General features: G+C 43.9%; 9 protein-coding genes. All 9 read right to left on the reverse strand.

Annotation, left to right across the window (positions count from 1 at the left end; translation table 11 throughout):
• Positions 1–185: 185 nt before the first annotated feature.
• Positions 186–1886, reverse strand: a complete 1701-nt coding sequence (locus tag G564_RS0107980; RefSeq protein WP_029037204.1) for a sulfatase family protein — start codon at positions 1884–1886, stop codon at positions 186–188.
• A gap of 28 nt (positions 1887–1914) precedes the next feature.
• The gene (locus G564_RS0107985) at positions 1915–3720 is read right to left on the reverse strand and encodes a family 43 glycosylhydrolase (RefSeq protein ID WP_029037205.1); all 1806 of its coding nucleotides are present in this window, start codon (positions 3718–3720) and stop codon (positions 1915–1917) included.
• A 26-nt stretch (positions 3721–3746) separates the two neighbouring features.
• The gene (bglX, locus tag G564_RS0107990; protein ID WP_029037206.1) at positions 3747–6017 is read right to left on the reverse strand and encodes a beta-glucosidase BglX; all 2271 of its coding nucleotides are present in this window, start codon (positions 6015–6017) and stop codon (positions 3747–3749) included.
• Between the two features lie 41 nt (positions 6018–6058).
• A complete protein-coding gene (locus G564_RS0107995; protein WP_029037207.1) occupies positions 6059–7858 on the reverse strand; it encodes a family 43 glycosylhydrolase in 1800 nt (599 codons plus the stop codon).
• Between the two features lie 10 nt (positions 7859–7868).
• The gene (locus G564_RS0108000) at positions 7869–8651 is read right to left on the reverse strand and encodes a carboxylesterase family protein (RefSeq protein WP_029037208.1); all 783 of its coding nucleotides are present in this window, start codon (positions 8649–8651) and stop codon (positions 7869–7871) included.
• Entirely contained in the window at positions 8641–10017 is a 1377-nt protein-coding gene (locus tag G564_RS0108005; protein ID WP_029037209.1) for a glucoamylase family protein, read from the reverse strand. Before G564_RS0108005 ends, G564_RS0108000 begins: the two co-directional genes overlap by 11 nt.
• A gap of 13 nt (positions 10018–10030) precedes the next feature.
• Entirely contained in the window at positions 10031–11398 is a 1368-nt protein-coding gene (locus tag G564_RS0108010; RefSeq protein ID WP_029037210.1) for a glucoamylase family protein, read from the reverse strand.
• Between the two features lie 75 nt (positions 11399–11473).
• Positions 11474–13180: a LamG-like jellyroll fold domain-containing protein gene (locus G564_RS0108020; protein WP_029037211.1), complete on the reverse strand. Its 1707-nt coding sequence runs from the start codon at positions 13178–13180 to the stop codon at positions 11474–11476.
• A 4-nt stretch (positions 13181–13184) separates the two neighbouring features.
• On the reverse strand, positions 13185–14762 hold the full coding sequence (locus G564_RS18860) for a RagB/SusD family nutrient uptake outer membrane protein (protein WP_051205361.1): 1578 nt from the start codon (positions 14760–14762) through the stop codon (positions 13185–13187).

The raw sequence follows: 14762 nt of genomic DNA on the forward strand, positions 1-14762 counted from the left end.
AATACTTATTTAACTTCCAGATCTCTTCGTGCTCTTCTTTTAATCTCTGAGTGCTTTGTGTGAAATTTTTCATTTTTCAAATCATCAAATTTTCAAATCTTCAAATCTTTTTGGAATTTGGAATTTGGTGCTTCAAATCCTTCAGTCTTGATTCTTGGCTCTTGGCTCTAGCAGCAAGGCGATCTCTATTTGACATTCTCCGGCACCTTCCCCGAACCATATTTCCTCACATATCCTTCGTAATTCCGAACATCATCGTCTGCGAGTCGGGCGAAATTGCGGTAGGCGCGTTCTACCCTTTCCGGCGGAGTTTGCTCAAACTCAGCGTCAGTCACCTGATACTGTTTTTGAAGTGATTTGAGATTTTCATGAAGCTCTTTTTGTACTTCAGCATAAGCGGGATCATCATAAATATTTCGCAATTCCCGTGGATCTTCCTGCAAGTCATACATCTCCCATTGATCAATATCATCATAGAAATACATGAGCTTATATCTATCGGTCCTAATTCCGTAGTGTCTTTTCACCATATGAAAAGCAGGGAAATCGTAATAATGATAATAAATAGCGTCTCTAAAATCTTTTCCGCTTTCACCGCTGGATAACAAACCTCTCATTGATTTTCCCTGCATTTCCTGAGGGATCTCTGCCTGTGCAAAGTCCAGGAAAGTAGGTGCAAAATCCAGATTCTGAGTAAGAGCATCTATCTCTATTCCTGCCGGAATTTCCTTTGGATATTGCATCAGCAAAGGCATGGCAAGAGATTCTTCATACATGAAACGCTTGTCAAAAAAGCCTTTTTCGCCAAGGTAAAAACCCTGATCTGTGGTGTAGACGATAATAGTATTTTCCATGAGACCATTCTGCTCGAGATAGTCAAGAATCTTCCCCACACCCTCATCCACAGAGGCTACTGTTGCGAGATAATCTCTCAAATAGCGCTGACCTTTCCATTCGGCCAGCTCTTTTCCTTTTAAATTCGCTTCGTGAAAAGCATCATTTTTTGGGCGGTAAGCCTGATCCCAAATTCTTCTTTGCTCTGCAGTCATTCGGGTGAAATCACTGGTCCATGGGTTGTGGGCCAGGGAATCGCTGCCTTTTGCCACGGTCATTTTTAAGTCATGACCTTCATACATGTCTTCGTAAATGGTTTGCAATTGTTCCTGTGAAGCAATGGAGCCCTCATGTTCTATAAAGTAGGTTTCGGGCAGCGGGAACTGTACGCTGTCGTACATGGTGAGGTGTCGCAGTGCAGGCATCCAGTTTCGGTGCGGAGCTTTGTGCTGTACCATCAACAGGAAAGGCTCCTCGCTACCGGAGTTCTTCTTAAGCCATTCCAATCCCATATCGGTGACAATGTCTGTTGCGTAACCTTCAATGCGGGTAGTATCTCCTTCTTTTATGAAATCGGGATTATAATAATTTCCCTGGTCCACCAGGATATTCCAGTCATCAAAACCCTCGGGCAAGCCGTGGAGATGCCATTTTCCGAACAGCGCGGTGCGATACCCTGCTTCTTTTAAGTACTTCGGAAGCGTGGGCTGGGAACCATCGAAGACATTTCCGTTCATCCTGAAGCCATTCACATGGCTATGCTTTCCGGTAAGGATCACTGCGCGGCTGGGGCCGCAGATGGAGTTGGTACAGAAATTTGTGTTGAACCTGGCCCCATTCTTTGCAATCCGGTCAATGTTAGGAGTCGGCGCCAGCTGACTCACAGGATGACCGTAGGCGCTGATTGCCTGGGTGGCATGATCATCGGTCATAATGAACACGATATTTGGCCTTTTTGGCTCCTCTTGCTTTTCTTTTTCCCGCCCTTCATTGCAGGAGACGGTTAAAATGACTAAAAAAATCAGCAGCTTTGATCGCAAATAAAACTTCATATTTTTCCTTTTTTTGGCACCTGTTAAGTTAATCTCTTTTAATGATATTACTTCTTTCTGAAATGCCATTCTCATTAAAAGCTTCTATCTGGAAATAATACTCCTGATCTGTATTTAAAGCCCTTAGTTCATAAGTGTCTTTACCATAGACCATGACAGAGTGATTCAGTTTATCTTCTTCTATTCCCCAGTAGATCACATGACCTGTGGAATTCTTGTCGCCTTTCCAGCTGATGCTGGCATTCCGCCAGTCTTCCTGTCTACTGACTTCAAAGTTTCGGGGTTTCCCCGGCGCTTTTCCATATCCCTTCCCAAAAATGCGAAATTCTGATATAGCTAAATATTCATTGGGAGTATCAATGTTTTTATACCGGATATGCCTGGTATCCGTCGGAGTTTCGAGTTCAACATAAGCATGTGGCTGATCCAGCAGGTTTTCAGAATAATCCACCAGAGTATTCCAGTTCTTTCCGTCGGGAGAATGTTCTATGATGAACTGATGTTTCAGTCCCGGCTTTCTTCCGAAGATATCTGCATTGAATTCCTGGAAATTCACCTGCAGCGCATGCACCTTCATTCTTTTCCCGAGATCAATGCTCACCTCCAAGCCTTCTTCATTGCCGTTGGCTACCCAATAAGTACTGATGTCCTCATCGACCATTTTTGATGCATCGTATTGGATATCACTGCCTCTTTTTACCCGTTTCATATCTGCACCAATCACTTCCTGCTGAATTCCCTCGTCTACCAGAGAATTTGCAGTGATCTTCTTGTTGTAGGATAAAAGCATCCAGCCGGTAAAGCGGTTCTTATGTTCTTCTACCTCAATATCGGGCAGAAAATGCGGATAATCTCCGTATGCGGTATTCACATACATTTGTCCGTCCTTTTCAAAGCCTGCAGGAAAAAGTCCGATGCGACGTTCAAATTTATAATTCACTGCAATTGGCATGGTGGCAAAATGCCAGTAATTTCGGTTGTTGTCCTCTACCGTACTTCCGTGACCGGCACCGGTAACAAATCCGCCCGGCTTGTATGAGATTGGGCTGTAGGGAGCGTACTCAAACGGCCCAAGCGGATTCTTACTGGTGTAGACGCCATCGGCATATACGTTAAATTCTGTTCCGGGGGCACCATATTGTAAATAGTAAGTGCCATTGTGTTTGGTCATCCAGGGACCTTCAAGGTAAGGCGCCATGTCTGAGGAATGATCCTGCCCAAAGCGTTCCCAACCATGTTTTTCGGGATGTAAACTGATGAGAGCCTGTTCTTCGCCAACAGGCAGATAGTTATTTTCAGGATCCAGTTCCACTCCGTATAAAGGATGCACATTCGAAGATTCTTCAAACAGGTAAACTTTTCCATCATCATCTACAAACAAAGCCGGATCCTGAATTGCAATAGGAAGAACGCTGTAATTGGTTTTCCAGTCACCAACTTCGGGTGTTTCAGTCTCAATAATAGCCATTCTACCCGACGGATCTCCGGCGACAATTACCTTATCCCCATGTACTGCGGCTGCAGGAGCATTGCTGCCATTAAAATACCAGTTCTGCGGTGTGATGAATTGCCAGTTGCTCATATCATCTGAAACCCAATATCCATAAGACCGGGTAACAAACATGTAATATTTCCCATTAAAGTTGATCACCGCAGGATCTGCTCCGGCACGATAGGAGACTCCTGTATAGGAATTGTGCGCCACATAGGTATAATCTATATCTATAGGATTGCAATAGGTCTTAAAATCCCTTTTTTGGAATCCATTCTGTGCCGGGCTCCATTGAGAGATAAGAAGTGAAAGACCTAAGAATATAATGCGGCTTTGTAACATATCAGAGTGTAATGCAGTTTGATTTTTTATTCAACAAGATTAAAGGTCCCCTGCATCTCACAGTCTGAAGTACCACCAACAAAGAATTCAAATTCTCCGGGTTCGGCGACATACTCGAGGTCAGTGTTATAAAATTTCAGGTCTTCTACAGTCACAGGAAACTCAATAGTTTTTGATTCACCCGGCTTCAGATCAATTTTTTCAAAAGCAATAAGTTGTTTTTTGGGCGGAGTAATGCTTCTCACCTTGTCATGAATGTAAAGCTGTACGACCTCTTTCCCTGCACGGTCACCAACGTTGGTGACAGTTACGCTGATATTAACCGTACTTCCGGGACGTAGCGTTTCACTAGTTGCTTTTATTTTAGAATATTCAAAAAGCGTATAGCTTAGTCCGTGACCAAACGGCAGGAGTGGAGAATTTTGAACGTCAAGATAATTTGATTTGAACTTTTGAAATTCTTCTGTGGCCTGTGGTCTTCCTGTAGTTCTTTCCCCATAATACACAGGGATCTGCCCCACATTTCTCGGCCAGCTCATAGTGAGCTTTCCTGAAGGATTCACATCACCAAATACCACATCGGCAACTGCGTTTCCGGCTTCAATTCCGGGATGCCAGGCTTGTAATATACTTACCGGCATGTCCATTTCTTCGGAAATGTCCAGCGGTCGGCCACTCATTAACACAAGTACCACCGGCTTTTTAGTAGCCACAAGTTCCCTGATCAATCTTTTCTGACTTTCAGGAATCTGAATGCTGGTACGGTTTGCAGATTCCCCGCTCATTTCACTGGCTTCTCCCACCACGGCTACAACAACATCTGAAGCTTGGGCAACTTTTAATGCCTCCTCCAGCAATTGATCGGGAGATTCATCTGAAATCTCAATCCTTGGTCCGAAAACATTTACTTTTTTAGCAAATGCTGTGTCATTGCTAATATTAGCTCCCTTTGCGTAGGTGATCTGAGCATTAGGCGCTACATTCCTGAAGCCTTCCAGCACCGGGATGGACAGATTTCGGTCCCCGGTTGGAGCCCAGGTTCCCAACATATTAAATTTGTCGTTTGCAAGAGGTCCGATAAGTGCGATTTTTGCTGTCTTACTGACCGGAAGATTATTATCGTTTCTTTTTAATAAAACAAAGGATTGGGTAGCCGCGTGTCGGGCGAGCTGCCTGTTCTCTTTTGTAAGAATATCCTTTTCGGGCCTGCTGGCATCAGAATATCGATAAGGATCATCAAGAAGCCCAAGCTTGTGTTTTGCCTCCAGAATCCTACGGGCTGCGGTGGTAATTTCTTCTTCGGTCACCTTTCCTTCTTCCACAGATTTCTTAAGCGTGGTGAGGAAACCTTCCCCTACCATGTCCATATCAAGACCTGCTTTTAAAGCCATGGCTGATACCGCCTGAAGGTCACCCATACCATGATCAACCATTTCATTAACCGAAGTGTAATCTGAAACTACAAATCCGTCAAAGCCCCAACGCTCCCGAAGTATATCGGTAAGCAACCATTTGTTTCCTGTAGCGGGAATTCCGTCAACATCATTAAAGGAGGTCATTACACTGCCTACTCCTGCGTCTACGGCAGCCTTATAGGGTGGGAAATATTCGTTAAACATCATATTGCGGCTCATATCCACGCGATTATAATCCCGGCCACCTTCAGCAGCACCGTATAATGCGAAATGTTTAACAGTCGCCATCATGGTATTTGGAGCCCTAAGGTCATCCTGTTGATAACCTTCCACCATGGCTATGGCCACCTGTGAGCCCAGATAGGCATCTTCCCCTGCGCCCTCTGCTACCCTTCCCCAGCGTGGATCTCTGGAAATATCGACCATGGGAGAGAAATTCCAGTTAATCCCATCGGCTGTGGCCTCTTTAGCCGCTACTTTAGCTGTCTCTTTTATGAGCTCCATATCCCAGCTGGACGAAAGCCCTAAAGGAATGGGTACAGTTGATTTGTATCCATGAATGACATCAGATCCTATTAGCAAGGGAATACCAAGCCTGGAATTTTTGACCGCCAATTCCTGGGCCTGTCTTACCCTGTCCGGACTGGAAACTCCGAAGATTCCTCCCACATCACCGGCTTTTATCTTCGCTTCCACATCTTCACTCACCACAGATCCTGTAGCTACTCCGCCACCGGGGGTGAGTAAGTTAAGCTGACCTATTTTTTCCTCTAAAGTCATTTTCTCCAGCAGGGCTTCTACCTGCGGAATCCGTTCCTGTGCCTGAAGACTTGAAAGTCCTATAAATAACAGCATTGCGACTGACAGATTAAAATTTTTCATTTTTATATTCTTTAAAAATTGATAATTGGCTTTTCTTTATTTCACTTCCTGAACCTTGTTCTTTCTGAAATTCCATTTTCATTAAATGCTTCAATACTGAAGTAATATTTGGTACCACGGTCGAGATTTCTCATGAAATGCTCGTTTTCACCATAGATCAACCATGATTGGTATAACTTGTCTGGTGCGATCCCCCATCGGATATTATAACCCTGGGCACTTTTCACCGGTTCCCATTTAAAGGCAGCATCTCTTGGGTCTTTCTGACGGGTTACGGTGAATCCTTTCACCTTTGCAGGTTTTTTACCCAGGCCTTTACCAAATACCCTTATCTCTGATAATGCAAGGTTATTCCCAGGAACTTCCACATTGTTGTAGCGTACATATTTTGCTCTCACAGGTTCATTTAGGGGGGTATAGGCATTAGGTGTATCTTCAAAACTATTGCTTCTATCTACCACCGTTTTCCACTGTTTGCCATCCTCAGAAACTTCCACAGAAAATCTATGACGCAGGCCTTCGACACGGGTATAAATTTCCGAATCCTGATCATGAAAATTAAGTTGAAAAGCATAGATATCTCCGGGGGCCAGCATTTCAATCTCTACCCATTGTTCATCGTCATTGGCTTCAGCAACCCAAAATGATTTAGGACTTTCATCGGTCAGCAACTTTGTAAGAATTTCTCCGTCGCTGTTTTTTTCCAGAGGCATTTCAGTAATATCAAATTCTCCATCGGTAGAGGTACTCTTTCTCACCTGCATTTGTGAGGAAGAAACAGTTGTAATTCCTTTATAGGAAAGCAACATCCAGCCGGTGTGCAGACCCGCCTTAGTGGGATGATCGGGACCGAACAAGGGGTAATCTCCATAGCTGGTAATGGTATACATCAAACCATCCTTATCAAAATAAGTCGGAAACATAGCCAGCCGACGTTCCCAGTGAGAATTGGAAGCAAGAGCCACAGTGGCAAAATGCCAGTACTGCCCATTCGTTTGTTGCACTGTAATACCATGACCGGCACCGGTGGCAAAACCACCCGGCTTAAAACTATAGGGATTGTTCTTCATGTACTCAAAAGGACCAAGGGGCGTTTCCCCTATGTAAGCCCCATCTGCATATACATTGAACTGGGTTCCAGGTGCTGCATACTGGAGATAGTATTTACCATTGTGCTTGGTCATCGAGGCACCTTCCATATATCCTTCCTTTAAGGTTGGATGGTAATTATTTTCCCCGAAACGTTCCCAACCGTGCTCTTCTTCAACCAGATTAAATAGTTCTTCTTGTACCCCCGTTTCAATAAACCGGTCATCTTTATCCAGCATCTTAACACGAAGGGGATGAACATTAGAGGAGCCCCAGTAGAGATAGGTTTTACCGTCATCATCAATAAATAATTCCGAATCCTGGATATTATTTGATATTGAAGCCGTTGGTGTCCATTCCCCTTTTTTGGGATCATCGGTGTATAAAATACTTCCGTAACCGGCGGGATCTCCGGCAAAGTACACCAGGGAATCCTTGTAATTAAAAGCGGTTGGGGCGTTGGAACCCTCAAAAAACCATTGTTTAGGTTTTATAAATTCCCAGTTGATAAGATCTTTAGAATGCCAGTATCCAAAGGAACGGGTAACAAACATGTAATACTCACCCCGATACTCGATTACGGCCGGATCTGCACCGGAACGGTAGGAAATATTTTTGGCTGAATTATAAACCATGTAGGCATAATCAATATCCAGTGGATTGGCATAGGTTTCCGGTACCACTTCCTGTGAATAAACAAGGAAGCTCAATAGTAAAGCCGTTGCTGTGGATATGTAATTAAAAGCTTTCATTAGTGTCTTTTCATTTTTTATTTGAGAATAACCATGGTAACAGATATGGCTCAGAAAAAGCTGAATCCCAGCTGTTATGATTGTCATTTGGATAAAGTGATAATTTGGCATTTCCACCATGAGTGTTGATCTCTCTGGCCATGGTTTTTGAAAATTCCGGTGGTACTACATCGTCCTTTTCTCCATGGAAGATCCAGATTGGAAATTCTTTTGGGTATTTTTGAGCTATGGCAGGATCTGCACCTCCGCAGATGGCAAAGGCAGCGGCAAAGAATTCCGGTTTTCTGTAAATGATCTCATAAGTCCCCATACCTCCCATGGATAATCCGCCCACGTAGATCCTGTCCTGATCTGTGTATCTTTCAGCAGCTAAAGCATCAGATAATTCCATTAAAAGCCGCATTGCTTTAGTAGGTTCTCCTGTATTTTTAAAATGGAACTGCAGCGGAAAAGTATCTCTTTCCACCTCTACCTGCGCCCAATAATCTTCAGCCTCGACCTGCGGAAAAACAACAATTGCCGGAAAGTTCTTCCGAATAATATCATTTAAAAAAAGACTGCTGCCATGCACCAATTGTGCTTCATTGTCATTGCCGCGCTCTCCGGCTCCGTGCAGAACAAAAATGAGGGGATACTGTTTAGTTTCGGTAAAGGCTTCAGGATAAAGAATGCGGTAACGTAGCGTATCTACTTCAGAAATAAATTCCCAACGCTCAAACAGCTCTTGGTCCTGAGCTTCCGCAGAAAACTGGAGTGTCAAAAAGGCCAATATGAACAGCAATTTATTTTTCATAGGTGAAGTCAAGTTTCTTTAATGCCTTATCAACTTCGGGAGCCTGCATGAAGAGATCCCAAATTAGTCCTGTTCGATGGTTTTCGATCATCACTACAATTGGCCCCTGATCTATAGCCAAATATTGATCTGCAACCCATGGCTCTCCTTCGAGACTAAATGCGTCATAGAAACCTGCCGGGCCCCATAAAAGATCATGTTGATCTTCAAAAAAATAGCGAATCGCTCTCATGGATTCTTCGGGAGTATAGGGTAGGGAACTCACGGCAGCTGTGGGAGATACTACTCCCCGATCGTTATCGGGTGCGTGTGCTGTGTACCCAATGCTTCCATCTTCACGACGGGTATAACTTGCCGTTAAACCCCAGGATTCTTTGCTGTAGGTTTCATAATTTTTAGGGTTTTCCACACAATACAGATAATTGATCATTGAATGATTCCTGTTGAGGTCCCAGTAATTGGCATATCGATCTTCAAGCCCCCGGGGGTCAAGACCCAGATAAGAATAGTGCGCCCAGAACAATGGGCCTCCTTTGTCTCCTCTTGTATTGTGTTTTAGGATAAGCGGGATATCATAAGATTCCACATCTGTAGTGATGTTTCCGCTCCTTGCCCAACCTTCATGGTAAACTTCCGGGTCGATCGAATGATCTGGCGAAGCAGCTGCAAGAAAATAGGTGATGAGGCACTCGTTATAACCTTCGATCATGAAGTCCATCTCCCACTGATAATCTGGTGACCAATGCCAGTAAAGACCATCTTTGTTATTAGTGTACCATTCCCATTCTATATCTTTCCATAGCTCATTATATTTTTGAGCCACTGCCTTTTCTTTTTCATTTCCATTTTTCAGATACTCTCTTACCACAAGAAAGCCTTGAGCGAGAAAGGAAGTCTCTACAAGGTCTCCGCCATTATCCTTTGCACTAAAGGCCTGAACTTCTCCTGTTTCACCATTGATCCAATGGGACCAGGCGCCACGAAATCGGGTGGTATTGCCAAGAAAATCGGCAATTTTGTCCAGGCGATCCACGACTGAATCTCTCGGAATAAAATTTCTTTCCATTCCAACTACCAAAGCCATAAGTCCGAAGCCGGAGCCACCGGTGGTCACCACATGCGCATCATTTCTGGGATAATTTCCGTCGGGATGAAACCGTTCCCGGGCCATACCCGAATTAGGTTCAGCATAGTCCCAGAAATATTTAAGCGTTTGCCGCTGCACAATGTCCAGAAGCTCCTCATCGCTGAGGGTATCTTTTGCGCCAGGCTCTAAAATGATATTTCCCGGAATTTCTTCAGTATTTTTACAACTACTAAAGAAAATCAGGATGGCTAATAAAAATGTTGAGGTTAATTGTTTCATAAATAGTGTTGACTCAATTTGAATTATAAGTGAATCCCAGTTTATCCAGGCCTGCCAATATTTCTTCATCTTTCATAAAAAGCTCCCAGAGCAATCCTGTTCTGTAGTTTTCGATCATTCCTATTATTGGCCCCTGGTCAATGGCAAGATATCCATTGGCCACCCAATTTCTCTCTTCAGAAAAAGCATCATAAAACCCATATGGTCCCCAAAGTTCATTTCCAAGTTCTTCATAGTAGTATCGAAGAGCCTGCATGGATTCTTCGGGTGTGTAGGGAAAGGAGGATAGTGCCGCCGTGGGAGCAATTACTCCCTTATCATTGGTAGGACTGTGCGCAGAATAGCCGTCATAACTATCACTGGCTGTTAAACCCCAGGCATTTTCTCCATAGCCCTCGAAGTTCTTTGGATTAACAAGAGCGTAATTGTAATGGATCATGGCATGTGCTGTATTTTGTTCCCAATAATTTGCGTATTGATCCTGAAGCCCATTGGGATCAAGTCCTAAAAAGGAATAATGTGCAAAGAAAAGCGGTCCGCCGTAAGAAGGTCCTAATGGCATCTGAATATTATAATGATTCCTGTTAGTCACTATATTCCCATTTGAGGCCCAACCTGCATCGTATACCTGCTCTTCAATTGGATAAGTAGGTGACGAGGCCGCCAGAACGTAAACAATCAGGGCTTCATTCCATCCCTTTATTGGCAGATTCATCTGGAAATCAAAATTGGGAGACCAGTGCCAGTAAAGCACATTTTGCCCATTGGTGTACCAGTCCCATTCTACAGCTTCCCAAAGAGCAGTTATACGTTCCCGGATAGAGGTTTCATCATCTCCTCCTCCTGAAAAATATTGTCTGTTGATCAACAAGCCCTGCATAAGCAAGGCGGTCTCTACAAGATCCCCGCCATCATCTAATGTACTAAAGGCAATGGTTTGTGCCGTCTCTCCATTATACCAATGAGAAAAGGCGCCGTGATAAGTAGGAACTGCTTCCAAAAAGTCCAGAATTTTTTCTATTCTTTGAATAGCCTCTGTCCTGCTTATCCATCCTCTCTCTACTGCTGCGGGAAAAGAAGCAAGGCCTAAACCGGAACCTCCGGTAGTCACCAATCTCGGACTAAGGCCGCCATAGGCATCATCCTGAGAGCGTTCCCGGGCTAAACCAGAATTGGATTCAGCGAAATCCCAGAAGTATTTCAAGGTTTGCTGCTGCACAAGATCCAGCAGCTCTTCATCGGACAATTGAGGTGCAGGTTCCTCTCCGTTGCCGGGATCAGGAACATAAGGCTCCTGGTATCCGGGACCGGAGTCATCTGAACAGGCCATGAAAAAAATGACAATATTCAGTAGGGAAAAGTATTTTAAGAGACTTTTCATGAGAAAAATTTTACCGCTTTTAGGAAGAACAATCCTCAAAAATGTCATTTTTGAGGATTGTTCTATTTTTCAATTCTAGTTTGCCATATCGGCTTCTATTTCCTCTTCAGTAAGGGCTTTATTGTAGAACTTAAGATCATCCATTAGGCTGTGATCGGCCAGGTGGTTCCATCCTGTAAATCGAGGTGCCCCAGACATGATGGACACAAGGTCTGTTCCTGTCCAGTCTATAGGTGCGGAAAGACTTCCGGTATTAGCAAGATCTCCATTAAGGTAAATCTTGGTCTCAGTTGTAGAAATTGTGAAAGCAACGTGCACCCATTCTCCTGCAACCGCATCAACTACTCCGCCGTCATTCCAGCTTTCGCCGCCACCGGTTCCTACGTTCAGTTTAATACGTTGTTCTGTTGCACTTCCTTCTCTGAAAAGTCTGAAACCACTGGTTCGTACATTCTGCGCATCTGGATTGGCAGCATCCTCGGGACCCACTACAATTATACCTGCCCTGTTTGGGTCTGCATTTACTTTGTACCAGAAGGTGGCACTGAATTCCGAACTTAACAATCCATCTGAGGGCGTGGTAAGGTAAGAACCGGCCGCACCTTCATAAGAGCTGTCACCTTGTTGACTATCATCAGAAAAATCCGGATTTCCTACCGTTGTAATGCTTCGGTTTGCAATTTGGTCTGTAAAATCACCTTCAAAGGTCATATGTAATGTTACAGAAGAAGCATTGATAAGATTCTGTATCTCTTCCTGAGTCATTGCCGAATCGAACAACCTCAATTCGTCCATAGCACTACTGTCGTAAAGGTGATCCCAATAGCTAAAGGTTTCACCTCCATGACCTATGGTAAGCTCTTCGACTCCGGTCCAGTCAATAGGTGAAGCCATGGCTCCAGTATTTACCGGCATTCCGTTAATATAAATTACTGTCTGTGTCGGAGATACAGTAAATGCTACGTGCACCCATTCTCCGGCGTTTACATCAATTACTCCGCCATCATTCCAGCTTTCTCCTGCACCTGTTCCAACGTTCAGCTTTATTCGCTGCTCATCGGCACTTCCTTCTCTAAAAAGTCGGAAACCCTGGGTTCGGTTTTGATCGGCACCGGCCACAAGTATACCTGCACGGTTTGGATCACCTGAAACCTTATACCAGAAAGCAGCAGTAAAGTCTTCACCAAGTGACTCTATGGGAATGGTTAAATATGAATCTGGTGCGCCTGCAAAGGCTCCACTACCTGCGAAAGCCTCATCTGCAAAACCTGGATTCCCTACCACTCCGGGGGACCTCAACCCAACGAGTTCCATAAAATCTCCGTCAAAAGGCATATAAAATACTTCATTCTCAAACCTTGGCGAATAAGGGGGTTCTTTACTGAAATTTACAGTCTGTGTAGTTTGATTACCATCCAGATCTGTAGCCCGCACAGTAACCGTGTGTTCCCCACTGGTCACATTGCTAAAGGTCACTTCCCTTTCCACAATTCTATAATCGGTAAATTCAGAAAAGGTTTCAATAACTTCTCCATTCACCAGAACTTCAATTTGAGCTATTTCAATGTCATCTGTAACATCAAAATTTATATCTATAGTAGATACCTCCTCTACTGTTTTAAGACTAGTTCCTTCCCGTGGAAAATTAATGTTCACTACGGGTGCACCCTGGTCCGGTCCCGGATCAACTTCTGTTATTGGATCTATTCCTTCCCGCTCGCAACCTGCCAGTATAAACAGAAAGGCGAGAAATCCTAAAAATTTTCTATTGTAATTTTTCATTTTTTTATCTGTTTAAGGTTGATAAAACAGCATTCATGGGAGTATTTCTATCTACTGCAGTCGCATTGAGAGGCAGTGCATCCACCTGTGCCTGCGGATATGGCAGATACTCATGTTCTGCAGTAAAATTTCTGCCCTCATAGCTCAGTTCATTATAATTGTCGACACGTATCATATCAAAGTACCTGATTCCCCACTCCATGGCCAACTCGGCAAACTTTTCATCAAGGACATCCTGGGTAGTCACTCCCGTCAACGGCAACATATCGGCTCTTTCCCTTACAAGGTTTACTGCTTCATCTGCAGACATAGCGGTGCCACTGGCTCCCCTTGTTAGTGCTTCGGCATACATAAGGAGGATCTCTGCATAACGTATGACAATAAAATTCTTTCCTGCACTATAATTATTACGCCCATCTGTAAGTTGCACCGAAGGCAAATAATGTTTCCCACTTGCAAAGTCCGCTCTTGGATAATTATTCAATACATCTCCCGAAGGGGTTTCATTGCTAACAAATCCGGGGATGGTATAGCCTTCCTGTCGTACTTCTTCAATACCGTCCGGAGTAAAAAGCACACTGGTCTCAAGACGCACGGTTTCGTTCCTGTGGATCATAAAGCCTATGAATTTTATACTTGGCTCATAGAATCCCCAACCGCCAGACGCATTTTCTCTCGCAGGATTCCAGTTTTGAGGTCCAAAAGGAGCATAGAGATGATAGAACGCTTCCCCTGTCTCATTTCCATAATCGGAGTATTGAATTTCAAATAAACTTTCGTTACTTAATTCCCCCGGCTTTTTGAAAAGCTGATAGAAATCGGGATAAAGTGAAAATTTTCCGGAATTGATTATTGCACCGGCAGCATCTGCCACACCCTGGTAATTCTGAAGCTCCTGTTGGGCGAGGGCTTTCATTGCATAGGCTGTATATCTTGTTACTCCTCCCTGAAGATCTGTACGTTCATTTGGTCTGAGATCGGGAAGGTTAGGAATTGCCTCATCCATTTGATCTGAAATAAACTGCATGATCTCTTCCTTAGTGGAAACTCCCTGTGCTAATTCTTCCTCGGGTTGATTTGAAGTAATAATAAAAACATCCTCCCACACCCTCGCGAGGTTAAAATGGAACCAGGCGCGTAACACCTTAATTTCGGCAATGTATTGCTCGCCACGTGCAAAATCTGCCTCATTGGCAAATTCCATAAACCTCTCAATTTGAAGTATAGCAGTATTGAGGTTAATGATATCATTGTAATGAACGTTCCAAAGGGAATTGTACATCCAATAATCCCGGTTATAGGTAAATCGATCTGTATCGGCCAATGGCTGCTGATCTCCCAGACCACCTGCATTCACATCATCTCCACGTACCCCCATCAGGATAGGCTCCTCCCATCCTCTGGTTCCCACTTCATAATACGCACCTATTAATGGATCAATCATTTGACTGGAGTCTGTATAATCTATATCTCCGGTATTAAGCTGCCCCTCCTGGGTGTCCAGTTTATCGGAACAGGAACTAATCACCAGTGCAAAAACCAGTGCGGAGAGACGGATAAAAATATTTTTTGAGGTTTTCAT

It is taken from the genome of Salinimicrobium xinjiangense DSM 19287, assembly GCF_000423585.1.
Lineage (GTDB): Bacteria > Bacteroidota > Bacteroidia > Flavobacteriales > Flavobacteriaceae > Salinimicrobium > Salinimicrobium xinjiangense.